Origin of the sequence: Parasedimentitalea psychrophila (assembly GCF_030285785.1) — a bacterium.
GTDB classification, from domain to species: Bacteria; Pseudomonadota; Alphaproteobacteria; order Rhodobacterales; family Rhodobacteraceae; genus Parasedimentitalea; species Parasedimentitalea psychrophila.
The window spans coordinates 1260031-1285035 of the sequence record NZ_CP127247.1 but is presented as its reverse complement, the minus strand read 5'-3'; the positions used below and the strand labels follow the sequence as shown (position 1 = coordinate 1285035).

The 25005-nt window shown below is 60.4% G+C and carries 29 protein-coding genes; 19 read left to right on the top strand and 10 right to left on the bottom strand.

Features of this window, described 5'->3' with window-relative positions; genetic code table 11:
• Positions 1 to 161 precede the first annotated feature (161 nt).
• The 4 genes from QPJ95_RS06185 (at position 162) to QPJ95_RS06170 (ending at position 5955) form a co-directional block, all read left to right on the top strand.
• The gene (locus tag QPJ95_RS06185; RefSeq protein ID WP_270917764.1) at positions 162 to 1370 is read left to right on the top strand and encodes an aminotransferase-like domain-containing protein; all 1209 of its coding nucleotides are present in this window, start codon (positions 162 to 164) and stop codon (positions 1368 to 1370) included.
• Positions 1371 to 1434: 64 nt separating this feature from the next.
• Positions 1435 to 1833 (top strand): hypothetical protein, encoded by a 399-nt coding sequence (locus QPJ95_RS06180; RefSeq protein ID WP_270917765.1) that lies wholly within the window; start codon positions 1435 to 1437, stop codon positions 1831 to 1833.
• A 128-nt stretch (positions 1834 to 1961) separates the two neighbouring features.
• A complete protein-coding gene (locus QPJ95_RS06175; RefSeq protein ID WP_270917766.1) occupies positions 1962 to 5417 on the top strand; it encodes an AAA family ATPase in 3456 nt (1151 codons plus the stop codon).
• A gap of 70 nt (positions 5418 to 5487) precedes the next feature.
• The gene (locus tag QPJ95_RS06170) at positions 5488 to 5955 is read left to right on the top strand and encodes a YbjN domain-containing protein (protein ID WP_270917767.1); all 468 of its coding nucleotides are present in this window, start codon (positions 5488 to 5490) and stop codon (positions 5953 to 5955) included.
• 41 nt (positions 5956 to 5996) lie between these two features.
• On the opposite strand, the gene QPJ95_RS06165 is transcribed toward QPJ95_RS06170, so the two are convergent.
• The 3 genes from QPJ95_RS06165 to cobD are packed head-to-tail and all read right to left on the bottom strand — an operon-like array spanning position 5997 to position 9076.
• Complete coding sequence (locus QPJ95_RS06165) at positions 5997 to 7166, bottom strand: lytic murein transglycosylase (RefSeq protein WP_270917768.1); 1170 nt, start codon at positions 7164 to 7166, stop codon at positions 5997 to 5999.
• 39 nt (positions 7167 to 7205) lie between these two features.
• Positions 7206 to 8117, bottom strand: coding sequence for an adenosylcobinamide-phosphate synthase CbiB (gene cbiB, locus QPJ95_RS06160; protein WP_270917769.1), 912 nt, complete (start codon positions 8115 to 8117; stop codon positions 7206 to 7208).
• Entirely contained in the window at positions 8114 to 9076 is a 963-nt protein-coding gene (gene cobD, locus QPJ95_RS06155; protein WP_270917770.1) for a threonine-phosphate decarboxylase CobD, read from the bottom strand. Before cobD ends, cbiB begins: the two co-directional genes overlap by 4 nt.
• A 181-nt stretch (positions 9077 to 9257) precedes the next feature.
• Here cobD and QPJ95_RS06150 point away from each other — a divergent pair, with 181 nt between their 5' ends.
• A complete protein-coding gene (locus QPJ95_RS06150; protein ID WP_270917771.1) occupies positions 9258 to 9620 on the top strand; it encodes a response regulator transcription factor in 363 nt (120 codons plus the stop codon).
• Here the strand turns inward: QPJ95_RS06150 and QPJ95_RS06145 are convergent.
• Positions 9617 to 10609, bottom strand: a complete 993-nt coding sequence (locus QPJ95_RS06145; RefSeq protein ID WP_270917772.1) for a glutathione S-transferase family protein — start codon at positions 10607 to 10609, stop codon at positions 9617 to 9619. The two genes, QPJ95_RS06150 and QPJ95_RS06145, sit on opposite strands and share 4 nt — an antisense overlap.
• 232 nt (positions 10610 to 10841) lie before the next feature.
• Here QPJ95_RS06145 and QPJ95_RS06140 point away from each other — a divergent pair, with 232 nt between their 5' ends.
• Positions 10842 to 11198 (top strand): hypothetical protein, encoded by a 357-nt coding sequence (locus QPJ95_RS06140; RefSeq protein ID WP_270917773.1) that lies wholly within the window; start codon positions 10842 to 10844, stop codon positions 11196 to 11198.
• Positions 11199 to 11297: 99 nt separating this feature from the next.
• On the opposite strand, the gene QPJ95_RS06135 is transcribed toward QPJ95_RS06140, so the two are convergent.
• Positions 11298 to 12470: a MalY/PatB family protein gene (locus tag QPJ95_RS06135; protein ID WP_270917774.1), complete on the bottom strand. Its 1173-nt coding sequence runs from the start codon at positions 12468 to 12470 to the stop codon at positions 11298 to 11300.
• Positions 12471 to 12568: 98 nt separating this feature from the next.
• Here QPJ95_RS06135 and def (QPJ95_RS06130) point away from each other — a divergent pair, with 98 nt between their 5' ends.
• From def (QPJ95_RS06130) to QPJ95_RS06105, 6 genes are read left to right on the top strand one after another with little or no spacing between them, the layout of a single operon-like run.
• Positions 12569 to 13087: a peptide deformylase gene (gene def / locus QPJ95_RS06130; protein WP_270917775.1), complete on the top strand. Its 519-nt coding sequence runs from the start codon at positions 12569 to 12571 to the stop codon at positions 13085 to 13087.
• Positions 13084 to 13581, top strand: a complete 498-nt coding sequence (gene def, locus QPJ95_RS06125; protein ID WP_270917776.1) for a peptide deformylase — start codon at positions 13084 to 13086, stop codon at positions 13579 to 13581. The genes def (QPJ95_RS06130) and def (QPJ95_RS06125) overlap by 4 nt, the downstream gene beginning before the upstream one ends.
• Complete coding sequence (def, locus tag QPJ95_RS06120) at positions 13578 to 14075, top strand: peptide deformylase (RefSeq protein WP_270917777.1); 498 nt, start codon at positions 13578 to 13580, stop codon at positions 14073 to 14075. The genes def (QPJ95_RS06125) and def (QPJ95_RS06120) overlap by 4 nt, the downstream gene beginning before the upstream one ends.
• Before the next feature lie 54 nt (positions 14076 to 14129).
• Positions 14130 to 15035, top strand: coding sequence for a methionyl-tRNA formyltransferase (fmt, locus tag QPJ95_RS06115; RefSeq protein WP_270917778.1), 906 nt, complete (start codon positions 14130 to 14132; stop codon positions 15033 to 15035).
• 13 nt (positions 15036 to 15048) lie between these two features.
• Positions 15049 to 15285: a hypothetical protein gene (locus tag QPJ95_RS06110; RefSeq protein WP_270917779.1), complete on the top strand. Its 237-nt coding sequence runs from the start codon at positions 15049 to 15051 to the stop codon at positions 15283 to 15285.
• Between the two features lie 5 nt (positions 15286 to 15290).
• Positions 15291 to 15527, top strand: a complete 237-nt coding sequence (locus tag QPJ95_RS06105) for a GlsB/YeaQ/YmgE family stress response membrane protein (protein WP_270917780.1) — start codon at positions 15291 to 15293, stop codon at positions 15525 to 15527.
• Between the two features lies 1 nt (position 15528).
• Here QPJ95_RS06105 and QPJ95_RS06100 read toward each other — a convergent pair whose 3' ends face one another.
• The 4 genes from QPJ95_RS06100 to ispH are packed head-to-tail and all read right to left on the bottom strand — an operon-like array spanning position 15529 to position 18241.
• Complete coding sequence (locus tag QPJ95_RS06100; RefSeq protein ID WP_270917781.1) at positions 15529 to 16170, bottom strand: trimeric intracellular cation channel family protein; 642 nt, start codon at positions 16168 to 16170, stop codon at positions 15529 to 15531.
• A 29-nt stretch (positions 16171 to 16199) separates the two neighbouring features.
• On the bottom strand, positions 16200 to 16670 hold the full coding sequence (gene rnhA, locus QPJ95_RS06095; RefSeq protein ID WP_270917782.1) for a ribonuclease HI: 471 nt from the start codon (positions 16668 to 16670) through the stop codon (positions 16200 to 16202).
• Positions 16663 to 17268: a class I SAM-dependent DNA methyltransferase gene (locus tag QPJ95_RS06090; protein WP_270917783.1), complete on the bottom strand. Its 606-nt coding sequence runs from the start codon at positions 17266 to 17268 to the stop codon at positions 16663 to 16665. The genes rnhA and QPJ95_RS06090 overlap by 8 nt, the downstream gene beginning before the upstream one ends.
• 22 nt (positions 17269 to 17290) lie before the next feature.
• The gene (ispH, locus tag QPJ95_RS06085) at positions 17291 to 18241 is read right to left on the bottom strand and encodes a 4-hydroxy-3-methylbut-2-enyl diphosphate reductase (protein ID WP_270917784.1); all 951 of its coding nucleotides are present in this window, start codon (positions 18239 to 18241) and stop codon (positions 17291 to 17293) included.
• 137 nt (positions 18242 to 18378) lie between these two features.
• Between ispH and QPJ95_RS06080 the strand changes: the two genes are divergently transcribed.
• Positions 18379 to 18840 (top strand): c-type cytochrome, encoded by a 462-nt coding sequence (locus tag QPJ95_RS06080; protein WP_270917785.1) that lies wholly within the window; start codon positions 18379 to 18381, stop codon positions 18838 to 18840.
• 161 nt (positions 18841 to 19001) lie between these two features.
• Here QPJ95_RS06080 and QPJ95_RS06075 read toward each other — a convergent pair whose 3' ends face one another.
• Positions 19002 to 19574: a LabA-like NYN domain-containing protein gene (locus QPJ95_RS06075; protein ID WP_270917786.1), complete on the bottom strand. Its 573-nt coding sequence runs from the start codon at positions 19572 to 19574 to the stop codon at positions 19002 to 19004.
• Positions 19575 to 19701: 127 nt separating this feature from the next.
• Between QPJ95_RS06075 and folK the strand changes: the two genes are divergently transcribed.
• The 6 genes from folK (at position 19702) to acpS (ending at position 24973) form a co-directional block, all read left to right on the top strand.
• Positions 19702 to 20283, top strand: a complete 582-nt coding sequence (folK, locus tag QPJ95_RS06070) for a 2-amino-4-hydroxy-6-hydroxymethyldihydropteridine diphosphokinase (protein ID WP_313860122.1) — start codon at positions 19702 to 19704, stop codon at positions 20281 to 20283.
• A 94-nt stretch (positions 20284 to 20377) separates the two neighbouring features.
• Entirely contained in the window at positions 20378 to 20731 is a 354-nt protein-coding gene (gene rpoZ, locus QPJ95_RS06065) for a DNA-directed RNA polymerase subunit omega (RefSeq protein WP_270917788.1), read from the top strand.
• 32 nt (positions 20732 to 20763) lie between these two features.
• Positions 20764 to 22893, top strand: coding sequence for a RelA/SpoT family protein (locus QPJ95_RS06060; RefSeq protein ID WP_270917789.1), 2130 nt, complete (start codon positions 20764 to 20766; stop codon positions 22891 to 22893).
• A 69-nt stretch (positions 22894 to 22962) separates the two neighbouring features.
• A complete protein-coding gene (locus QPJ95_RS06055) occupies positions 22963 to 23649 on the top strand; it encodes a DUF2062 domain-containing protein (RefSeq protein ID WP_270917790.1) in 687 nt (228 codons plus the stop codon).
• Positions 23650 to 23721: 72 nt separating this feature from the next.
• Positions 23722 to 24468 carry a pyridoxine 5'-phosphate synthase gene (locus QPJ95_RS06050; RefSeq protein WP_270917791.1) on the top strand — a complete coding sequence of 249 codons (747 nt, stop codon included), beginning with the start codon at positions 23722 to 23724 and terminating at the stop codon, positions 24466 to 24468.
• 73 nt (positions 24469 to 24541) lie between these two features.
• A complete protein-coding gene (acpS, locus tag QPJ95_RS06045; RefSeq protein ID WP_270917792.1) occupies positions 24542 to 24973 on the top strand; it encodes a holo-ACP synthase in 432 nt (143 codons plus the stop codon).
• Positions 24974 to 25005 lie beyond the last annotated feature (32 nt).

The window sequence follows — 25005 nt, the reverse complement described above, 5'->3', positions numbered from 1 at the left end:
CTCGGGTTGAATTGGCCAAATCATTTGACCACGCTTAGCGCGAACTCGCAAGTGGATGGAACGGTCGACTGGATCACGAAGATTGAAACATTAGGTCAGCATTGTTGACTCTATTTGCAAGATCCTTAGCTTGATAGTGAAGCCAACCTTTAGGAGACAGCATGACATTGCCTCAAATCTTTGCCAGCCGTGCGTCGCGGATGACGGCGTCGGAAATTCGCGAGTTGCTGAAACTGCTGGATAGACCGGGACTGATTTCCTTTGCTGGTGGTATTCCTGATCCGGCATTGTTCCCGGCACAACAGTTCGCTGCGGCATTTGCCAGGGGATTGGCGCCGGATCAGCAGGCGCAATCGCTGCAGTACTCGGTTAGCGAAGGGTACCTGCCTCTGCGCGAATGGATTGTGGGCGAGATGGCCAAGATTGGCGTTCCCTGCAGCGTGGACAACATTCTGATCACCTCGGGGTCACAACAGGCACTGGATTATCTGGGCAAGCTGTTCCTGTCGCCCGGCGATACCGCACTGGTGGGCTGGCCGACCTATCTGGGCGCGCTGGCGGCGTTTAATGCCTATGAGCCGCGATATGACCAGCTGAGTGTGACCGGCAATCGCACTGCAACCAGCTATGCCACCGGCGCTGAGGCTGCAGGCGGGCAAGTGAAACTGGCCTATTTGTCGGCGGATTTTGCCAATCCGACCGGGGAGACGCTGGATCAGCAGGGGCGTGATGCACTGCTGGACCTGGCCGAGGAACTGGGCTGTGCGGTTGTTGAAGACGCGGCCTATCAGTCCCTGCGCTATGATGGCGAAGCCGTGCCGCCCATTTTGGCCACGGAAATCGCCCGGAAGGGATCCATCGAGCACTGCCGGACGATCTTTTGCGGCTCGTTTTCAAAAACTCTGTCGCCGGGGCTGCGGCTGGGATGGGTTGTGGCGGCCAAGCCGGTGATCTCGCAACTGGTGTTGATGAAGCAGGCCGCGGACCTGCATACGGCGACCTTGAACCAGATGGCGGTGCATGACGTGGCCTCGCGCATATTCGACAGCCATGTGGAAACCCTGCGGGGCGCCTACCAACATCGGCGGGATGTGATGTTGGAGGCGTTGCAAATACACATGCCCGAAAGTGTGACCTGGACGCGCCCAGAGGGCGGCATGTTTATCTGGCTGACCCTGCCTGCCGGTATCAATGGGGCCGAATTGCTGGAGCGGTCACTTGACAGTGTCGGGGTTGCTTTTGTTCCGGGCGTTGCGTTTTTTGCCGACAAATCCGGTGGAAACACCATCCGGCTCAGCTTCTCTTGCTCGAATGAGGCGCAGATCAACCAAGGGATCAGGTTGCTGGGGCAGGTGATGCGCGGCGCATAGGCGCAGCGGTTCAGTAGGGAATTAGTAACCAAGTTGCGAGATCCTGTGGCAGAGGGAACCTGTTATGCGCCTGTCTGTCGTTATGAGCCTTTGCCTATTGGCCAGTTGTGCCACCGAGACCCGGCATTTTCGCGGGGTCGATCCGCTGCGACTGACGGTGGATGGCAGTACCTTTGACATCAGGCTGCGCGGCAATCTGGCCGAGGCGATCCGCATCAATCCACAATACGCGCCCCGGCTGGGGCCGTTGCAGGCGCGGGCGGGGTTTGCCATGGCGCAGGTGAGCGGTTGTCAGGTGACCGGGGTGCTGGGGGATCAGGCGGTTCTGACCGGGGTTCTGCAGTGTCGCGATGCAACGCTGATTGCGATGCGGACCGACTATGGCTGTGGCGACGTTGTGCAGTGGCTTGAAGCCCGGCGGGGGGGTGGTTTTGCGGCCTACGCCTGTTCGCCTTTGCACTGAAACTATCCCAGTTGCGCAACATACGGTGGTGGATCTGGTCGGGGTTGCCGGATTGTGGGGCAACATCATTGACACAATTGACTTGAATTGCTCAGCTTTCCGGCAGACGGAATCAAAAAGGGGCGGTTTTGCGCTTTTCCAAACTCAGGCTGACCGGCTTCAAGAGCTTTGTGGATCCCACCGATCTGATCATCTCGGACGGGTTGACCGGCGTGGTCGGGCCCAATGGCTGTGGCAAGTCCAATCTGCTTGAGGCGCTGCGCTGGGTGATGGGCGAGAACCGCCCCAAGTCGATGCGCGGCGGCGGTATGGAAGACGTGATTTTTGCCGGTGCCGCCTCGCGCGGGGCACGCAACTTTGCCGAGGTCAGCCTGCAGATCGACAATACCGATCGGCTGGCGCCCTCGGGATTTAACGACAGTGACACTCTGGAGATCGTGCGCCGGATCACCCGCGACGTGGGCAGCGCCTATAAGGCTAACTCCAGGGATGTGCGCGCCCGCGATGTGCAGATGCTGTTTGCCGATGCCTCGACCGGGGCGCATAGTCCGGCGTTGGTCGGGCAGGGCCAGATCGCCATGCTGATCAACGCCAAGCCCAAGGCGCGGCGGCGCATTTTGGAGGAGGCGGCGGGGATTTCGGGTCTGTATCAGCGGCGCCACGAGGCCGAGTTGAAGCTGAAGGGGACCGAGACCAATCTGCTGCGGGTCGATGATGTGATTGAGCAACTGGCAGCTCAGCTGGCGCAGCTGGCGCGGCAGGCCCGGCAGGCGCAGCGGTACCGTGACATTGGTGCGCAATTGCGCCGCGCCGAGGGCATGTTGCTATATCGCCGCTGGCGCGAGGCCGATGAGGCGCGGCTGGCGGCCGAGCAGGTGGACCGGACGCGTGTCAGCCAGGCGGCCAGGGCAGCGGCGATGGCGCGACTGGCGGTAGAGCAGCGCAGCGAGGCCGAAGGTAAACTGCCGCCGTTGCGCGATGAAGACGCCATTGCCGCCGCCATTCTGCAACGGCTGGTGGTGCAGCGGGACGCGCTCGGCGCCCAAGAGGCGCAGGCGCGCCAAGCGATTGAGACCCTAACCAACCGGGTGCTGCAGCTGGGCCGCGATATCGACCGCGAAAGCGGCCTGAACCGGGATGCCGGCGAAACCATTGAGCAGCTGGAATGGGAAGCGCGCGAATTGTCCAAGGCCGGTGAGGGCCATGACGATCGTCTGGGCGAGGCGGTGACGCTGTCTCGCGATGCCACCAGTGTTTTGCAGGGCCACGAGGACCATCTGGCGCAGCTGACCGAAGATGTGGCGCGGCTGGCGGCGCGGCATCAGTCGGCGCAGCGATTGGTGGAAGATCACAACCGCGCCCTGATGCGGGCGATCGGCGAAGGCGACCGGGCACGGGCCGCCGTAGACGAGGCAAAACAGTCTCTGATCCGGGCAGAGGCCGCGTTTGAAGCCTCGGTCGAGGCCGAGGAAGAGACCCGCGAGGCTGCGGAGCTGGCCGAAGAGTCGCTGGCAGCGGCGGATGATTTGCGCAGCGAAACGCAGGCGCGGGAATCGGATGCACGGGCGCAGCGCTCTGAGGCCGAGGGCGAGTTGGGGGCGTTGCGGGCCGAGGTGACGGCGCTGGCCAAATTGCTGGAACGCGACACCGCCGAGGGCGGCCAGGTGCTGGACCAGTTTCAGGTCGAGCCGGGCTATGAGAAGGCGCTGGGGGCGGCGCTGGCGGATGATCTGCGGATGCCGCTGGTGGCGGAGGATGGCGCCTCGGGCTGGGTGAAACTGCCGGGCTATGCGCGCGACCTGCCGATGCCCGCAGGATCACAGCCGCTGGCGCGACATGTGTCCGGCCCCGAGGTGCTGGGGCGGCGGATCGCCCAGATTGCTCTGGTTGACGGCGATATCGGGCCCCGCCTGCAGCCGCAGTTGCAGCCTGGTCAGCGTCTGGTCTCGCTCGAAGGTGATCTGTGGCGCTGGGACGGGTTCCGGGCCTGGGCTGAAGACGCGCCAAGTGCGGCGGCGCTGCGCCTGGAGCAGCTGAACCGGCTGGAAACGCTGAAACAGGACATGGAGCGGGTTGGGGCGCGAACCGAGGGGGCGCGCGCCGCACATGAGATGTTGGTGCGCAAGCTGGAGCAGGTTGCCCTGGCCGATCAGGATGCCCGTCAGGCCCGCCGCGCCGCGGATCAGCGGGTGGCAGACAGTGCGCGCGCATTGAGCCGGGCAGAGGCCAACCGCAACCTGGCAGAGGGCAAGTTAGAGACTCTCGGCATCGCGGTGGCGCGCCATGACGAGGATGCCGAGGCGGCGCAGGAGCAATTGTCCGAGGCGAAAGAGGGGCTGGAGGATCTTGGCGACCTGGAGACGGCCAGGGTCAGTGTCGAGGACATCAAGCAGGCGGTTGAAGCCGCCCGCATCACCATGCTGTCGCACCGCTCTGCCCATGATGAGCTGCGCCGGGAGGGCGAGGCGCGCACCAAGCGGGCGCAGCAGGTGACCAAGGAGGTCAGTGGCTGGAAGCACCGGCTGGACAGTGCAGACCGCCGCATCACCGAACTGGCCGAGCGCCGGGAGACCTCGCAGGAGGAGCTGGAAGAGGCCAATGCGGTGCCGTTTGAGATCGCCGAGAAACGTGAAGAGCTGACAGAGGCTATCGAGGATGCCGAGGCGCGCAAGGCCCATGCCAGTGACGCGCTGATCGGGGCGGAAACGTTGCTGCGCGACAAGGTGCAGACCGAGCGGGAGGCCGAGAGGCTGGCGTCAGAAGCCCGTGAGGCCCGCGCCCGTGCCGAGGCGCTGAGCGAAGCGGCGCGTGAAACCGTGGCTCATGCGGCTGAACGCATTGCCGAGGATCAGCAGCTGACGCCGCAGCACTTGCTGGACCAATTGGATGCCAATCCCGATGTGATGCCCGCCGCCGAGGTGCTGGAAACCGAAGTGAACCGCCACAAACGTCAGCGCGATGCTTTGGGGGCGGTCAACCTGCGGGCCGAGGAAGACGCCCGCGAGATACAGGAAGAACATGATACGCTGGTCACTGAGAAATCGGATCTGGAAGAGGCGGTAAAGACCCTACGCAACGGGATTGCCAGTCTGAACCGCGAAGGTCGCCAGCGGCTGTTGACGGCGTTTGAACAGGTTAACGGCAGCTTTTCGTCGCTGTTCCGGCATCTGTTTGGCGGCGGTGAGGCCAGCCTTGTGATGGTCGAAAGCGACGATCCGCTGGACGCCGGGCTGGAAATCATGTGTCAGCCGCCGGGCAAGAAGCTGTCGACCCTATCGCTGCTGTCCGGGGGCGAGCAGACGCTGACCGCACTGGCGCTGATCTTTGCGGTGTTCCTGGCCAACCCGGCGCCGATCTGTGTGCTGGACGAGGTCGACGCGCCGCTGGATGATGCCAATGTCACCCGGTTCTGCGACCTGCTGGACGAAATGTGCCGCCAAACCGAGACCCGGTTCTTGATCATCACTCACCACGCGGTAACAATGGCCCGGATGGATCGGTTGTTTGGTGTTACCATGCAGGAACAAGGGGTCAGCCAGTTGGTGTCGGTGGATTTGAAAAAAGCCGAGGCAATGGTGGCCTGATCTTCTTTTGGTTCCGGCGGGTCTGGGACTGTCTAAACGAGCGTTATTTTGTAAGCAGAAGGAAATACACATGAAAAACATTGCGAAGCTGGCCGTTGTGGCCGCTCTTTCCCTGCCATCTTTGGCCTCGGCCGAGATGCTGGTGGCGACGGACCCCGATACGCTGCTGGCGTTCTTTGTCGAAGAAGGTGGCGATGTGGAGCGCACCGTGGACAATGCCGGTGATCCGAAACTAAAGATCGAATACTACGGTTCGGACTTTGTGTTGTATTTCTATGATTGCACCGACAATGCGGATTGCAAATCAATCCAGTTCTTCTCGGGGTATAAGACCGAAGGCAGCGTGCGCAAATCCAAGGTCAACAGCTGGAACGCCGACAATCGTTTTTCCCGCGCCTATATCTCTGACAGCGGATCCGCCCGGATCGAGCATGATCTGTACCTTGGCAATGCGGGCATCGACGCCGATGATTTTGCGGTGCTGGTCAGCAAATGGACCAAAGCCGAAGCCGAGTTCGAAGCCTTCATCGACTGGTGAGCCTGACCGGGCGGGGGACACCTCCCCCGCCTTGGCGCTGATCAGAGCCTGTTCAACAGGGCGGGCGTTGGCCAGGCATCAGCCGGCAGGCCAAGGCGTTGTTGCTCAGCCTGCACCGCAATGCGGGTTTTAGAGCCTAAAATCCCGTCGACCTCACCCACATCATGGCCCCGCGCCTGCAATTTCTTTTGCAGTTGCTTCATCTGGCCACCGTCAAGACCCTGATCGGGGTTGTCGGCCCTGTAGACACTGGCGCCTTCCAGTCGGGTGGCGAAATAGGCGGCGGTTAGCACATAGGTAAAGCTCTGGTTCCACTCAAAATAGACGTCGAAATTCGGGTAGGCGAGAAAGGCCGGCCCTTTGTGACCCTGTGGCAGCAGCAGCGATGCCTGCAGGCTGCCGCTGGCGAGGGTGCCTGAGCGGGGCTGAACGCCCATTCTGGCCCAGTTAGAGACTGAATTCTTTTGCGAAGGGCCTGTTTTTGTAAGATCCAACCCGCGCGGGATCGTCACCTCTTGCAGCCAGGGTTGGCCCGGGGTCCAGCCCAGATGCGACAGCATATTGCCGCCCGACATCAGCGCATCCGGGGCCGAGGTTTTCAGGCTGACCTTACCGTCGCCGTCACCATCCACCCCGTTTTGCAGAATGTCGCGGGGCAGCATCTGCACCATGCCGATTTCACCGGCCCAGGCGCCAGTGGTTTTGCGCGGATCAAAACCGCCCTGCTCATAAAGCTCCAGCGCGGCAAAAATTTGCGGGCGGAACAGCTCCGGGCGGCGACAATCATGCGACAGGGTCACCAGTGCGTTCAGGGTGTTGAAATCGCCCTGAAAGGCGCCATAGTCGGTTTCAAAAGCCCAGAACGCCAGCAGCACGCCCCGGTCAATGCCATAGGCAGCCTCAATCCGATCAAAGGTGGCGTCGTATTTTTTGGCCATTGAACGGCCACGGTCCACCCGGTTCTGTGAAATCAGGTGGCGGCTGAACTCGATAAAGGGTTTCTGGAAAATCCCTTGGGCGCGATCTGCGCGCAGCACTTTGGGGTCTTGTTTGACGGATTTGAAAAAGGCCTTGGTGCTGGCGGCACTGTGGCCGCTACTGATGGCCTCTCGTTTCAGGTCTTTGACAAACCCCGAGAAACTGCCGCCGCATTGGGCAAAGGCAGCGGCGGGCAACAGGCAGGCAACAAGGGCAAGGGGCAAAAGGCGCATGAAATGGCAATCCATAATGAAAAGGCTGCCCCTTGTTAGCTAGAACAGCAGGACCAAGGCAACCGTCATGGTCAGCACAAGGCCCCAGACCTGCCAAAGTCGGGCGCTGCAGGCGTCGATGTCATGGGCGCCGATGGCTTTGTTTGCCGTGCCATTGACCCAAGGAAATTCCCGCATCTGCCCGTCATAAGAGCGTGGCCCCGACAGCGCCAGGTTCAAGGCGCGCGCCATGGCCGCCTCGGGCCAGCCTGCATTGGGCGAACGGTGGCCTTTGGCGTCGCTGACGATGGCGCGGCAATGGCGCAACTGGCCGCTGATGACGGCAATCAGCAGACCGGTCAGCCGGGCAGGGATCAGGTTCAGCAGGTCATCGGTGCGGGCAGAGACCTTGCCAAATTCCTCGTAACGGTGATTGCGATAGCCAATCATGCTGTCGGCGGTGTTGATCATCTTATAGGCCAGCAGCCCCGGCAACCCGGCAACCAGAAACCAAAAGGCGGGGGCGATGACCCCATCAGAGAAGTTCTCGGCGCCGCTTTCGATGGCCGAGCGGGCGACCTGTGGACCGGTCATCGTTCCAGTGTCACGACTGACGATCATCGCCACCGCACTTTGGCCATCAGCCAGTGATCGGCGCAGGCCCGAGGCAACGGCGCCGACGTGATCAACCAGCGAGCGTTGGGCGATCAGAATGGCGGCGCAAATGATCTCAGCCACCGGGCCCAGAAGCGACAGCAGCCAGCCAAGGAGCAGAGCGATCACGATCAGGATGGCGGCGGTAAGCCCGCCCTTGAGGCGGCGAAAATCGCCCCTGTTCAGGCTCTGATCCAGGGCATTCACCAGTTTCCCCATCAGCACCGCCGGATGCGGCAGCCGCGACCACAGCCATTTTGGTTCTCCCAGAACGGCATCCAGCAGTAGGGCTGCAACCAGCAGGGTGGCGGTGCTCATAGGGCGGCCTTTACCCGGTCCCAGCCATCGGAGGGCGGCAGCCCTAGACGCAGGTAGGTTTTGGAATAGGGGAAAATCCGGCTGAGGATATGGGCGCGGGCAAGACGGTCGTGCCAGGCGGCTGCGTCGTCGACCTGGTACAGACGGAACAGCGGGGTACCTCCGGCCAGACGGCCCCCACGTGCCAGCACCAGTGCATCCAGACGGGCGGCGTCGCGGGTCAGCCGGCTGCGTGTGGCGGCGGCCCAGTCGTGATCCTGCAGGGCCTGCGCCCCGATTTGCAACGCGGGGCCAGAGACCGCCCAAGGGCCCTGCCATGTGGCAAGTCGCGAAATCAGATCCGGGTGGCCGATGGCAAATCCCAGCCGCAGGCCGGCCAGCCCCCAAAACTTGCCAAAGCTTTTCAGCACCACAACGCCGGGGCGCTCTGCCAGCGAAATCAGGCTCTGATCCGGGCAGATATCGCAAAAGCTCTCGTCGATCACGGTCAACGGCGCGGTGACATCCTGCGCCGTCCACAGGCGCCCATCAGGGTTGTTGGGGTGGACCAGCACCCGCGCCTGGGCCGGGCCATGATCGCTGACGGCCCAGCCGTGGGCGCGAAATCCGGCGGCGTGTTCATTGTATGTGGGCGCGGTGATCTGCACGGTTTGCGGCGGCGCCAGAGCGGGCAGGCTGGCGATCAGCGCCGAGGCCCCGGGGGCTGCCAGCACTGCTGCCTGTGCTGGTATCTGCCAAAAAGACCGGGCTGATTCGATCAGGCTCTGGTGTGCGTTGTGGTCCGGCAGTGCGGTCCAGGCTTGCGGTTGCATTTCGGGTAGGGGGAAAGGTAATGGATTGATCCCCGTTGACAAATCAATCCAATCGGATCGACTGCCGCCATATCGCGTCACCCCCGCATCAAGGCCGCCGCCGTGATCTCGTTGAGTTTGCGGAATTTTATTGGATAAACTGGGCATGGCAAGGCCTGATGAACACTGGTGAAAGTCCAGCCACGTTGACTGTGGCTAAGCGCATATTGCGCAAGACCGCGCATGAGGCAACCGTGCTTGGTGGTTAGCGTAAAATTTGCTAAGATGTTTTTAACGGTTCCCGAGTTGGAGAGTGGCACTGTGTTTTGTAAGTGTGCCCGGTTATTGTATGAATGTTTTAATTGTCGAGAGCAGTTTAGAACTCGGGGTGCTTTGGAAAAGGCACCTTGAACGGCAAAGGGTGATGGTCACCCGGGTGGAGACCCAAGAGGCGGCGATATTTGCGTTATCTGCCGGGGCCTATGACATTATCGTTCTGGATCTGGTGCTCAAAGAGGGCAGCGCGCTGGCGGTGGCCGATTTTGCCAGCTATCGCCGACCAGAGGCGCGGGTGATTTTTGTCACCAACACCAGCTTTTTCTCGGACGGGTCGATATTTTCCCATAGTCCCAACGCCTGTGCCTTTGTGCAGAGCGGTACGCCGCCAGAAGATCTGGCGGCGATGGTCGAACATTACGCGGGTGGCCATTAACCTGCAGGGCGGGCGCTGGTGCGTCCATGGGCTGCGGTCCAGTCCAGCACTGGGTTGGTCGGAATAATCCGGTACGGATTGATGGAGTTGTGACTGTAATGGTAGTGGCGCACGATATGCATCATGCCGACGGTTTCAGCAACGCCGGGCCATTGGTACAGCTCGCGGCAGTAAGCCCAGAGGTTGGGGTAGTCGATCAGCCGTTTGCGATTGCATTTGAAATGCAGGTGATAGACGGAATCAAACCGGGCAAGGGTGGTGAACAGCCGCCAGTCGGCCTCGGTCACTTTGTCGCCCAGCAGATAGCGGTGCTCGGACAGCAGATCCTCAAGCCACTCTAATGTGTCAAAAAGCGGCTCTATTGCGGCGTCATAGGCGTCTTGCGTGGTGGCAAAGCCGCATTTGTAGACGCCGTTGTTCAGGCTGCTGTAGACACGGGCGTTTATTGTCTCGATGGGTTCACGCAGCTCTTGCGGGTAGTAATCCTCGCGGTTGCCGGTCAGATCGTCGAAAGCCGCGTTCAGCATCCGGATGATTTCGGAACTTTCGTTCGACACGATGGTGTTGCGGTGTTTGTCCCATAGAATGGGAACGGTGACACGTCCGGTGAAAGCCGCATCGGCGCGGGTGTAGATCTGATGCAGATGGCTGAGGCCAAACAATGCGTCCCCGGTGGCGCCGTGCTCGTCGGTGTCAAAGCTCCAGCCTTCACCCAGCATGTCCGGGTGCACGACCGAGACGCTGATGTGGTCTTGCAGCGATTTGAGCTGGCGAAAGATCAGGGTGCGATGGGCCCAGGGGCAGGCCAGCGAGACATAAAGATGGTAGCGGCCGCTTTCCGCCTTGAACCCATCGCGGCCCGAGGGTCCGGCCTGACCATCCTTGGTGATCCAGTTGCGGTACTTGGATTCGCTGCGCTTGAAGGTGCCGCCGGTGGTTTTGGTGTCATACCACTGGTCGTGCCATTTTCCGTCGATCAACAGTCCCATGCCGCTGCTCCTCTGTGTTGCCTGTTGTGTTTCCTGTAGCAAAGATACTGTGAAACACGCGCCGGGCCTATCGCCGGTTGCGCGCAACAGCTCTGCGTGGCTGCACAGCTTCGGGGGGCTCTGCTCTGTGGGGGGAAAAAACATCCAGCGGAAGGTCGATTTTAGAAAAAGTTCACTTGATTTTATACATTGGAAAAGCACTCTTAGACTTGGAATAGCAAAGGTCCGCCAGATGTCGACATACCTGCCGAAAGAAGTTCAAGAGGGATTGGACGCCGCCCGTTTAGCCGCGATGAAAAAGTCCAGCCGCCTGCGGGTTTGCGTCGGGGGCGAGGTCTACCGTGTGCTGCGGATGTGGAAAGATGGCTTTGCCGTTGAAGAGGGGATTGTCCCGAAGCTGCGCGGTCTGGTTGATATATATGACGGCACAAATCACCTGTATCAGTGCCTTATTGTAGGGACCGAGGTCGAGGCTGGTGAGATGCAATACGAATTCAAGCGCGCCACGGCGGTTGCGGATAAACCGGCGCTGGATTTCTACCGGGCGCCGGATGCTCCGGTGGCGCTGCTTGGGCATGACGCGGCCTAGGCCGGTCGACCACAGATCACATGGAAAAGGCCCCGACTGCGGGGCCTTTTTTACGCTCTGAAACCAATCACCTCGCTGGGGTGACTCGCCGGGCGGCTTTTATTGCAGATCCGAAAATGCCCGGGTCATCCGCTCGCAAGCCTCAATCACCCGGCTGCGCTGGGTGGCCAGATTGAACCGTTGGAACATTTCGCCCCCGGCGCCAAAGCTGGGGCCTTGTGACACCGCGATCTTGGCAGTGTCGCGGATGCGGGCGGCGACTTCGTCGTGGCTCATCCCGGTGCCCTCAAAGTCGACCCAGGCCAGATAGGTGGATTGCAGCGGCAGTGATTTCAGGCCGGGAATCGCATTGATCGCCTGATCAAAGATGCGCCGGTTTTCATCGAGGTAAGCAATCTGGGCGTCCACCCATTTGGCGCCGTCCGGTGAATAGGCGGCGGTGATCATATTGATGGCCAGGCTGCCGGCGCCGTAGTCCAGTGTATTCATGCGGTGCTTCATCGCAGCGCGCAGGCTGTCGTCGGCAATGATCATGTTGCCGGTGCGCTGACCCGCAATGTTGAAGGTCTTGGACGAAGCGGTCAGGGTGACCGTCCAGCTGCGGGCCTCGGGGGCGGCGACGTCCATCGGCACAAAGGTGCTGCCGGGGAAAACCAGATCATGGTGGATCTCATCGGCGACAAGGATCAGATCGTTGCGCTTGGCAAAGGCACTGATCTCGCGCAGCTCTTCCGGGGTCCAGACCCGGCCTGATGGGTTCTGAGGCGAGCACCAGAGCAGTAGTTTCTCATTGCCCGTCAACCGGCTTTGGGCATCGTCCAGATCCAGAACATAGGTGTCGTCGGCGCGTTTCAGCGGGCATTCGGTCAGGCTGCGTCCGGTCTTGGCAATCTTATGGGCAAACTCGTGGTAGACCGGCGAGAAGGTCACGACCCCGTCGCCCGGATCGCTCCAGACATCCAGACACAGGGCAATGGCGTTGCCCAGACCCTGCGAGGTGAGAATCCAGTCCTGCTCGATCGCCCAGTTGTGGCGGGTCTGCATCCACCACTGCACCGCCGAGAGATAGTCGGGATGGTCCCATGAGTAGCCAAACACCCCATGATCGGCAGCTTTGTGGATCGCGTCGATGACGCAGGGGGCAGTGGCGTAGTCGGAATCAGCCGTCCACATGGAAAGACCGTCCTCAGGCGAGACGCCATAGAGGGTCTCCATCTTGTCCCATTTGGTGCTATGGGTGCCGCGACGGTCGATGGGATCGTCAAAATTCATCGTGAAATCTCCTGCTGTTTGGGCCTGAAGCTACTGCGAAACACGGCAGGTGCAAGGGGGGCGTTGCGGTGGCTGGGGCAATGGCCTAAATCGGGGGCATGAAACGTAATATTTTGATCCATCCCGACCCTCGCCTGAAAAAGGTTTGCACCTCCGTCGCTGACATGACGGATGAGTTGCGCAAGCTGGCTGCTGATATGCTGGAAACCATGTATGACGCGCCGGGCATTGGTCTGGCCGCGCCGCAGATCGGCGTCATGGATCGGTTGATCGTGCTGGACTGTGTCAAGGAAGAGGGTGAGACGCCGCGGCCGCTGGTGATGTTCAACCCGGTGATCCTGTCCGCCTCGGATGAGACCAATGTCTATGAGGAGGGCTGTCTGTCGATCCCCGAGCAATACGGCGAAGTGACCCGCCCCGAGGCTGTAAATGTGGAATGGATGGACCGCGACGGCAATGCCCAGCGTGAGACCTTTGACGGGTTGTGGGCGACCTGCGTGCAGCACGAGATTGACCACCTGCAGGGCAAACTGTTCATCGACTACCTGAAACCGCTGCGTCGTCAGATGATCACCCGCAAGATGCAAAAGCTGAAACGCGAAATGGCCCGCGGGTGAGCGTGCTGCCGATCCTGATCTGGCCCGATGCCCGTTTGACCCAGCGCTGTGAGCCTGTATTGGCCGAGCCGCTGGATGATCTGATCGCGGATATGTTCGACACCATGTACGGCGCGCAGGGCCGCGGGCTGGCGGCACCGCAGGTGGGCGTGATGAAGCGGCTGTTTGTGATGGATTGCAGCTGGAAAGAGGGCACACCCTCGCCGATGGTGATGATCAATCCAACCATCATGGCCGCCGAGCGCTCTCCGGTTGTGGCAGACGAGGGCGGTCTGTCGATCCCCGGTGTACTGGTGTCGGTTGAACGCCCCAAGGCGGTGACCGTGCAATGGACGGCGGCTGAGGGCGACATTCATATGGCGGATTTTGACGGGTTTGAAGCCCGTTGCATTCAGCATGAATTTGATCATTTGAACGGCACGGTGACATTTGATCACCTGTCAGGCGCCGATCGCGCCAGGGCCGAGGCCGAATTTTTGGAGAGAAACACGTGACAACCCGTATCTGCCTGCCCTGGCCCGACAAACGCCTGCGCAGCAAAGCCGAAGAGGTGACTGAGATCACCGATGAGATCCGTGCCATCTGGGACGATATGGTGGAGACCATGGAGGCGATGCCCGGCGTCGGGCTGGGGGCGCCGCAGATCGGGGTGATGCTGCGACTGGCAGTTGTCGATGGCTCGCGCCAGCGGGGCCGCGCTGTGAAAATGGCCAACCCGGAGGTGCTGCATGCCTCGATCGAGCTGCGCGAACATGACGAGGCCAGCCCCAATTTGGCCGGCGTCTCGGCCAAGATCAAACGACCGCGGGCGGTGACGGTGCGGTTCATGAACGAGGCCGGGCAGGTTGACCGGCGCGATTTTGTCGGCATTGAAGCCACCAGCGTGCAGCATCAGATCGATCATCTGAACGGCAAGATGTATTTTGATCATCTGAGCAAGGTCAAACGCGACATGCTGTTGCGCAAGGCCAAGAAGCTGAACGGCTAATCACTGGCGAGGCACGGTGCGTGCCAGCACGCACCCTACACAGAAAGCAGAGCGATGCGCGTCATATTCATGGGAACACCCGATTTTTCGGTTCCGGTGCTGGAGGCCTTGGTTGGCGCTGGGCATGAGATTGCCGCGGTCTATTGCCAGCCACCGCGCCCTGCCGGGCGCGGCAAGAAAGACCGGCCGACGCCGGTGCATGCGCGCGCAGTTGAGTTGGGCTTGCAGGTGCGCCACCCGGTGTCGCTGAAAGCCCCGGAAGTGCAGGACGAATTTGCCGCGCTGGGCGCCGATATCGCGGTGGTGGTGGCCTATGGGCTGATCCTGCCGCAGGTTATTCTGGATGCGCCCAGCCAGGGCTGCCTGAACATTCACGCCAGCCTGCTGCCGCGCTGGCGCGGCGCCGCACCGATCCACCGGGCGATCATGGCCGGGGACGCGGCGACCGGCATTTGCATCATGCAGATGGAGGCCGGGCTGGATACCGGGCCGGTATTGCTGCGTCAGGCGACGGACATCGGGGCTGAGGAGGTCACGGCGCTGCTGCATGATCGGCTGTCAGAGATGGGCGCAAAGCTGATTGTCAGCGCATTGGACCAGCTGCCGGACTTGCGGGCCGAGGTGCAGCCTGAGCAGGGCGTGACCTATGCGAGTAAGATCGACAAGGCTGAGGCGCGCATTGACTGGACCCGTCCCGCGGTTGAGGTGGATCGCCAGATTCGGGGGTTGTCGCCGTTCCCCGGAGCCTGGAGCGAGATCGGGGGGCAGCGGGTCAAACTGCTGGCCTCGCGTTTGGCGCAGGGGCAGGGACGCCCTGGCGAAGTGTTGGATGAAAACCTCACCATTGCCTGTGGTTCGGGCGCGGTAGAGCTGCTGCGCTTGCAACGGGCAGGCAAAGGCGCGCAGGATCGTGACATCTTCTTGCGCGGTTTCCCGATGACGCCGGGCGATTGTTTCTAACCGGAGCGCCTGCATGTTTTTAACCTTGATGGGCACCGTGGTGATTGCCGGGATGGTTGGCTATGGGGCTGAGCGCTCCGGCTTCACAGCAAATGGCTACCTGGCGTCGATCATCATCTGTGTCGGTGGCGCTTTCTTATTCTATTTCGTGCGGCTGATGTTTGGCATCGGCTTTCATGCGGCGGGCTGGAATGCCATTGCGTCGTCAATCGGGGCGCTGATCATCGTGCCCTTTCACTGGAAAAGGTGAGCGCAATGCCCATTATTGCCCTGATTATCATCGGAGCCGCCGCTGGATTTCTGGCCACACGGCTGATGCGGATTGACGCGAATGTGGTGACCACTGTGGTGATCGGCATGGCTGGGGCGCTGATTGGCGGGCTGCTGTTGCGGTTTCTGGTGACGGTGATGGGGATGCTGGCGGGATTTGTCGGCGCGGTGCTGGGGGCATTGCTGCTGATCTGGCTGTGGCAGACCTATATTCAAAAATAGCCTAGCGGCGCGGTGGGCGGCTTTTGTAGACTGGCAGGTGCCAGCCAAAATGGATTGATCCGGCCCGCAGGGCCCAGCAGGTGACGGCACAGGCGATCAGGGCGCTGTGCTCGGGCAGGCCTAGATCCTTGGCAAGGCTCAGGGTGTCGAGGCTGACGGCGGTGATGGCGCCCGCCATGGCGCAGGTGATGTAAAGCTCGCCCTGTCTCAGCACCAGCGGAACCTCGTTACAGACCACATCGCGCATCAACCCCCCAAGAGAGCCGGTGGCCATGCCCATCAGCACCACAATGACCGCTGGTTTGTCCAGCTCCATCGCGGCACCGGTTCCGGCAGAGACCGCAACCGCAAGGGCAAAACTGTCCAGCCAGATCAGCCATTTTTGGCGGCTTTCTACCCGGTGTGCGTTGAAGAACACCAAGATCGCAGCACCGGTGGCCAATAGGATGTAAGTGGGCTCACCCACCCAGAATACCGGGTGGCGATCCAGTAACAGGTCGCGGATGGTGCCGCCGCCGACCGCCGTAAGGCAGGCGACAAAGGCAAAGCCGACGATATCCAGCTGGGCGCGACTGGCGACCAGCGCCCCGGTCAGGGCAAAGACCAGAACCGAGGCATAATCCAACAGGGTCAAAAAGCTCATGAGCCGAGCCTATCAGAGCTTTGGGGTGGTCACGACTTTGATTTTTTCGGCTTGAAGGGCGCCATGCCTGCGCGGGCCAATTCGTCCGCCTTTTCATTTTCGGCGTGGCCTGCGTGGCCCTTGATCCATTTCCAGGTCACCTGATGACGGACCTGCGCCTCGTCCAGCCGCATCCACAGATCGACATTCTTGACCGGTTTCCGGGCCGAGGTTTTCCAGCCGTTTTTCTTCCAGCCAAAGATCCAGCCGGTGACGCCATTTTTCACATAGGCCGAATCGGTCACTACGGTCAGCGTCGAGGGGCGGCTGAGGCTTTCCAGCGCGTTGATCGCGGCCAGCAGCTCCATCCGGTTGTTGGTGGTATCGGGCTCGCCGCCTTTCAGCTCGCGCTGTTTGGCAATTTTGCCGTCATCATCAAGGGCGCGCAGCAGCACGCCCCAGCCACCGGGACCGGGATTACCGGAGCAAGCTCCGTCGGTATATGCATATAGTTCAGACATGCGCGGTCATTACTACGAAGGTATCGTCACTGCCAGCCAATCCTTTGCCATTTCCAACTCTGGAGCGGGTGACCGTGAAACCAGCCTCGGTGAGCAGTGCGCGCAGCTCGTCTTCGCGGTAATAGGCATAGAATCGGCCAAGACTGTCGCGGTGTTCTCCGCTGCCCAGTTTCATACCGATGGAAAGGGTGCCGCCAGGGCGCAAGGCGCGGTGGACGCGGCCTAGGTGGCCGGGAAAATCGGCGCGAGAGGCGTGCAGCAGGCTGAAATTGGCCCATATGCCGTCATAGTGGTCTTCAACGGTCAGTTGTTCGAAAGTGGCAAGTTTGGCATTGAGCCGGTAATTGGCTATGGCGAGTTGCACCATTTCAGGTGAGGCGTCGGTTGCGTCGACGATCAGGCCGGCGTCGCGCAGCCGGGCGGCCCATTGGCCGGGGCCGCATCCGAGATCGAGAACAAGCCCGCCTTTGGGAACTCGCGCGAAAAAGGCGTCGAGGTCGGCCTCTTGGTTCATGTCTATGGCTTTGGTGTCAGAGAAATTTCTCGCGTAGTCGTCGGCTGCTTTGGCGTAGACATCCATTGTTTCGCGGTCGGTCATCGGGGCTCCAATTTAGGGGGTATCAGGCCGGTTGGCGCAGCACGCGGGGGACTTTGAACTCGATATCCTCAATGGCGGTTTCCACCACTTCGACGGTGACGTCATAGCGGCTGCGGAAGGCGTCGATCACCTCGTCCACCAGCAGTTCAGGGGCCGAGGCGCCGGCGGTGATGGCGATGCTGCGGATACCGTTTAGGGCGCGCCAGTCGATATTTTCAGCCCGCTGCACCAGTTGCGAGTATTTGCAGCCGGCCTTGGCTCCGACCTCGACCAGACGGCGCGAATTTGATGAATTTGGCGCCCCGACCACCAGCAAGGCGTCGCTTTTGGGGGCCACCGTTTTCACCGCTTCCTGGCGGTTGGTGGTGGCGTAACAAATGTCTTCCTTGTGGGGGCCGATGATGGCGGGGAAGCGGGCGTGCAACGCGGCCACGATGCCCCTGGTGTCATCGACCGACAGGGTGGTCTGAGTGACAAAGGCCAGTTGGTTTGGGTCGCGCACCGCAACAGTGGCCACGTCCTCGACCGTTTCCACCAGCAAAACCTCGCCCTCGGCAAGCTGGCCCATGGTGCCGATTGTTTCCGGGTGGCCCTTGTGGCCGATCATGATCATCTGCAATCCGGCCGCCGCGTGGCGCTGCGCCTCGATGTGCACCTTAGAGACCAGCGGGCAGGTGGCATCCACATAGATCATCTGGCGCAATGAGGCTGCCGCCGGTACCGATTTGGGAACCCCGTGGGCGGAGAAGATCACTGGCCGGTCGTCGGGGCAATCCGCCAGCTCTTCGACAAATACCGCGCCCTTGTCGCGCAGACCGTCCACCACAAACTTGTTATGGACGATCTCATGGCGCACATAGACCGGAGCGCCCCATTTCTCGATCGCCATTTCAACGATCTTGATCGCCCGGTCGACTCCGGCGCAAAATCCGCGCGGGGCGGCCAGGTACAGGATAAGGGCGGGCTTGGTCATGGCGGTCTCCTTGGGGTGCAGAGCTACGGCTTTCCCGGCGTCAGGTCCATAGGCAGAGGTGATCGCGGCGATTTGATTGGAGCTTCCAGCGCGGGAAGGGGCAGGTGGGGGCAAAACTGAGGTAAAAAGAACTGGCAATGAAGATTATTTTGGGTGGCGTCGCGATCGGGGCGGTGGCCGTGACCGCATTGCTGTGGAGCCAGGGCGCGGGCGCTCAAGCGACTGGACTGATTCCGTATCAGGACGCAGCTGCTGTGACGCGCGGAGCAGAGCTGTATCAGGACTATTGCGCCAGCTGCCACGGGGATAAGTTGCAGGGGCAGGAAAATTGGCGTGAACGCGATGCCGAGGGGTATTTGCCGGCGCCGCCGCATGACGTGACCGGTCACACCTGGCACCATGGCGACGCCCAGCTATTGGCGATCACCCGGCAGGGGACGGAGGCCCTGGTGGGGTCCGGCTATCGCAGTCGTATGCAGGGATATCAAGGCGTGCTGAGCGAACGCGATATTCTGGCGGTGCTGGCCTTTATCAAAAGCAGCTGGCCACCTGAGATCATAGAGCGCCACAATGATATCAATGCGCAGGTCAAAGGCTGACAGGGGCTGCTGACAGGGGCTGAGGGTGGCAGGGCCGCTCGGGGCACCGGCCTGATGGCAACAGGCAGGCTGATGGCAACAGACAGGCTGATGGCAACAGACAGGCGTCGGATTTTCACCCGGCGCCTGTTTGATCGTCACCTCAAGGAACTTGAGGCGCGTTACTTGCCAGCAAAGGCAACACTGCGATCTTCGGCAGGCATTTCGCGTGGAGGACGGCCAATAACATCCTTCAGTTCTTCGAGTTCGATGAAATTGTCGGCTTGACGACGCAGCTCATCTGAAATCATCGGCGGTTGGCTACGAATGGTTGACACCACAGACACCCGAACACCTTGACGCTGCAAGCTGGCAACCAGCGGCCGGAAATCCCCATCCCCGGAAAACAGCACAATGTGATCAACGCGCGACGCCAGTTCCATGGCGTCCACGGCCAGTTCGATATCCATGTTGCCCTTAACCTTACGGCGGCCCATGCTATCGGTGTATTCTTTGGCCGGTTTGGTCACCATGGTAAAACCATTGTAATGCAACCAGTCTACCAGCGGTCGGATCGGCGAATATTCATCGTTTTCAAGCAGCGCAGTGTAGTAGAACGCCCGCAGCATCTTGCCGCGGCGCATGAATTCCTGACGCAATAACTTGTAATCGATATCAAAGCCGAGCGCCTTGGCTGCAGCATAAAGATTCGATCCATCGATGAACAGCGCTAGCCGTTCGTCTTTGTAAAACATAATAATGTCCTTCCGGTATAAATCGCACCTTGCTGAGTGGTCCGTGAGTGAATGCTAAAATTACACGATGCGAGTGGACTTAATGTAAGTTATTTGTCACTTGCTGCAAGTGTAATGCATATATGAAATGGGGTCAAAAATGACCGAATTCCGGTCAAAATCGTTAATCGCACTCGGCGGAAACCTGCCCTCGGCAGCCGGAGCGCCGCAAAGCACGTTAGTCTCTGCCATTGCAGAGCTTTCCCGTCGCGGATTGTATGTACAGTTACTGTCTCGCTTTTTTCACACACCGTGTTTTCCCGCCGGGGCGGGGCCTGACTATGTCAATGCGGTAATACAGCTCAGTACGGATATCTCGTCAGCGGATCTGTTGGCGATTTTGCATGATGTCGAGGCGCAGTTTGCGCGGGTCCGGGAGCAGCGTTGGGGGATGCGGACCCTGGATCTGGATCTCATTGCCCGCGAGGATCAGGTGTCGCCCGATCTGGCCACCTATCGGCACTGGCAGGCTCTGCCGCTGGCTGCTCAGACACGCCGGGCGCCTGAGCAGCTGATATTGCCGCACCCGCGTCTGCAGGATCGTGGATTTGTGCTGGTGCCGCTGTGCGACATCGCCCCGGATTGGCAGCATCCGGTGCTGGGTCTGTCGGCGCGTGAAATGTTGGCCGCCTTGCCGAAAGCTGCGGTTGCCGAGGTGCAGCCGCTATGACGGGGGCGAAACTGTCGTATTCAACGCTTGTCAAGGCGCAGAATCGGGCTTACACACCAGCGTTCTGGATCCTTACTCATTTGGAGAGTCGCTGATGGCCCGCGTAACGGTTGAAGACTGCGTTGATAAAGTTCCCAACCGCTTTGAGCTGGTGATGCTGGCAGCCCATCGCGCTCGTGAGATTGCGGCCGGTGCGCCGATCACCGTTGAGCGTGACAATGACAAGAACCCTGTCGTGTCCCTGCGTGAAATCGCCGACGAAACACAAAGCGCCGATGCGCTGCGTGAACGGCTGATCGAGAGCAACCAGACGCAGATCGAAGTCGATGAGCCCGAAGAGGATTCGATGGCGCTGTTGATGGGTGGCGAGGCTGACAAGCCGGCCGATGACGACATGTCCGAAGAAAAGCTTCTTCGGGCGCTGATGGAAGCCCAAGGACAGGGCTGAGCCGCATATATAAATAAGGCTGCGGACCGGAAATGATATCAACTGAAGATCTGATTGCGCTGGTCCGCAACTACAATCCCAAGACCAACGAACAGCGGCTCGCCGAGGCTTTTGCCTATGGTGAAGAGATGCATCTGGGCCAGTTCCGGCATTCGGGTGAACCCTACTTCACCCATCCGGTTGCGGTTGCTGCCATCCTGACCGAACAGCGGCTGGATGATGCCACCATCATCACCGCGCTGCTGCATGACACCATCGAAGACACCAAGGCCAACTACGAAGAGGTCTCGGAACGGTTCGGCAAAGAGGTCGCCGAACTGGTCGACGGTGTCACCAAGCTGACCAATCTACAGCTGTCCAGCCGGGAAACCAAACAGGCCGAGAATTTTCGCAAGCTGTTCATGGCGATGTCCAAGGACCTGCGGGTGATTCTGGTCAAGCTGGCCGACCGGTTGCACAATATGCGCACCATCAAGGCGATGCGGCCGGACAAACAGGCGCAAAAAGCCCATGAGACGATGGATATCTATGCGCCGCTGGCCGGTCGCATGGGGATGCAGTGGATGCGCGAAGAGCTGGAGGATCTGGCCTTTCGGGTGCTCAACCCCGAGGGCCGCCAGTCGATCATTCGCCGCTTTATCACCCTGCAACGCGAAACCGGCGATGTGATCCATCGTATCACCGGCGATATGCGCAGCGAGCTGGAAAAGGCGGGCATCGAAGCCGAAGTATTTGGCCGCGCCAAGAAACCTTATTCGATCTGGCGCAAGATGCAGGAAAAGGATCAGGGCTTCTCGCGGCTGTCCGACATCTATGGATTCCGCATCATCACCGCCACCGAGGAAGACAGTTATCGCACGTTGGGTGCTATTCACCAGCGCTGGCGGGCAGTTCCGGGACGGTTCAAGGATTATATCAGCCAGCCGAAATCAAACGGCTACCGGTCAATCCACACCACGGTGTCGGGGCGCGACGGCAAGCGGGTCGAGGTGCAGATCCGCACCCGGCAGATGCATGACGTTGCCGAAACCGGGGTGGCGGCCCATTGGTCGTACCGGGATGGGGTGCGCACCCAGAACCCCTTTGCGGTGGACCCGGCCAAATGGATTGCCTCGCTGACTGAACAGTTCGACGCCGAAGAGGATCACGACGAATTCCTCGAAGCAGTCAAGCTGGAGATGTATTCGGATCAGGTGTTCTGCTTCACCCCCAAGGGTGATGTGATCAAGCTGCCCAAGGGGGCGACGCCGATCGACTATGCCTATGCGATCCACACCCGGATCGGCCATGCCTGTGTCGGGGCCAAGGTGGATGCCATTCGGGTGCCGCTGTGGACCCGGCTGCGCAATGGCCAATCGGTGGAGATCATCACCGCCGAAGGTCAGACGCCTCAGGTCAGCTGGCTGGAGATTGCCACCACCGGCAAGGCAAGGACCGCCATCCGCCGCGCCTTGCGGGATGCGGACCGTGAGCGGTTTGTCAAGCTGGGCCATGAGCTTGCGCGGTCGGCGTTTGAGCATGTTGGCCGCAAGGCCACCGATAAAACGCTGGAGACTGCGGCGCGGGCCTTGCGGCTGGGCAACGCCCATGAACTGCTGGCGCGTCTTGGGTCTGCTGAAATCACCGGCCATGATGTGGTGCAGGCGGTTTACCCGGATCTGGTTCCCGACAAGAGCGATGAGATCTCACCGCGCCGCGCGGTGATCGGCCTGGAGCCGGGGCAAGGCTTTGAACGCGCCGCCTGCTGTCAGCCGCTGCCCGGTGAGCGGATCATCGGGATCACATATCGCGGTCGCGGTGTGGTGGTTCATGCGGCAGATTGTGACCATCTGAGCAATTACGAAGATCAGCCAGAGCGCTGGGTAGACGTGCATTGGCATAGCGGCAATCACCCTGCGGTTTACGGCGTGACCCTGGGGCTGACCATTGGTAATGATGCCGGGGTACTGGGACGAATTTGCACATTGATTGGCGAGAAAAAGGCCAATATCTCGGACTTGGAATTTATCGACCGGAAACCAGACTTTTACCGTTTGGTGATAAACGTCGAGCTGCGCGATGTTGAACAGTTGCATTCGCTGATTTTGATGCTGGAGGCAGAAAATGACGTGGCCGCGGTTGAACGACTGCGGGATTATCCTGCGAAACAGAGCGCAAACTAGAAGCCCCAGCGCTAAGTGGGGCCATTAACTGGACCTTAATCGGGGCCACAACTTGGAAGGATGCATTCGTTGGTATTCAGGCGCCGTGACCGACGTTCGCCGCTACGTGCGACTGCGGATTTTCTCTGGCCGCGTGGCGGTTGGACGCGGGCATTCCATTACGTAAAACACCGGGTGCGGCGGCTGCCTGATTCGCCGGAACGCATTGCGCGTGGCATCGCGGCGGGGGTGTTCACTGCCTTTACGCCGTTTTATGGGCTGCATTTTGTGGTGGCGGTGATGTTGGCGCGGTTGTTCAACGGCAATATCCTGGCGGCGCTGAGCGGCACCTTTTTTGGCAATCCGCTGACCTATGTGCCGATCGGAGTAGCATCGCTGCAAACCGGCCACTGGTTGTTGGGCACCGAATTTGACACCGAGGTGGATCATTCGCTGATCGGCAAGTTCTTTGGGGTCAGCAAGGATCTGTGGAACAATCTGCTGGCGCTGATCTCGGACCGCGAGGCGGACTGGCATGGGTTGCAGATATTCTACAACGAGGTGTTTCTGCCCTATCTGATCGGCGGGGTGATTCCCGGCCTGGTGGCGGCGGCAGTCTGCTATGGTCTCAGCGTGCCGCTGATCCGGGCCTATCAGCACCGCCGCCGCTCTAAGATCAAAGCCAAATTCAAGGCGATCAAAGCGCGGGCCAGGGTGGAAAACGGCCTCCCCGGCACTGCGGTTTCGATCAAAGTGGCCTCGCATAAGTTGCCTTAGGATTTTGCAGTTTGCTCTTTTCGCCTAGCCGTCTACTGTCTGGTCAAACTGGGCTTTTTAGGACTAACAGCAATGGCCAAAAACTCTCTTCGACTGGGTCTCAACATTGATCATGTGGCGACGCTGCGCAATGCGCGTGGTGGTTCCAATCCAGACCCGATTCGGGCTGCAAAAATGGCGGAAGAGGCCGGCGTTGATGGCATCACCGCCCACCTGCGTGAGGATCGCCGCCATATCACTGACGCCGACATCGAAGGCCTGATGCAGGCGCTTACCCTGCCGCTGAATTTTGAAATGGCAGCCACCGACGAAATGCAGGCCATTGCGCTGCGGCATCGCCCGCACGCGGTTTGCATCGTGCCCGAGAAACGCGAAGAGCGCACCACCGAGGGTGGGCTGGAAGTGGCGCGTGAGCAAAACAAGCTGACCGATTTCATTGCGCCACTGCGTGAGGCTGGTAGCCGAATATCGCTTTTTGTCGCTGCTGACATGAAGCAGGTCGAAGCCGCGCACCGGGTTGGTGCTGATATTATCGAGCTGCATGTGGGGGCTTATTGCGATGCCCATGCCGAAGGTGATTTCAAATTGCGTGACGCGGAATTTGAGAGCCTACGTGAAATGTCCACCTATGCCCATTCGCTTGGGCTGGAGGTTCATGCCGGCCACGGGCTGACCTATGACTGCGTTGCACCTATCGCGGCTTTCCCCGAGGTGCAGGAATTGAACATTGGTCATTTCCTGATTGGGGAAGCGATTTTCAGGGGGCTAACCCCCGCGGTTCGTGAAATGCGACGCCTGATGGACGAGGCGCGAGGCTGATGGGGCTTGCCGTTTTCTTGCCAGAAAACGGATCGGAATTTTCAAAAATTCCGGGCAGTTACGGAGGTCGGCCATGATTCTCGGCATCGGCAGTGATCTCGCCAATATCGAGCGGATACAACGCACGCTCGATCGGTTTGGCGACCGGTTTAAAAACCGGGTTTTCACCTCGGTCGAGCAGCGCAAGGCCGAACGCCGTCTGGATGTGGCGGGCACCTATGCCAAACGCTGGGCCGCCAAAGAGGCCTGCTCCAAGGCTCTGGGTACCGGATTGCGCATGGGCATCGCCTGGAAGGACATGGCGGTCAGCAACCTGCGCAGTGGCCAACCGGTGATGCATGTCACCGGCTGGGCCGCCGCGCGATTGGGCGAGATGACGCCTCCGGGTCACGAAGCGGTGATCCATGTGACCCTGACCGACGATCATCCCTGGGCGCAGGCCTTTGTGGTGATCGAGGCGCGGCTGATTGCCGGTCTTACGGTCGATGAGGCCAGCCAAGCTTGACTTACCCCCATCCGGGCCGCATGTAGCCTCGG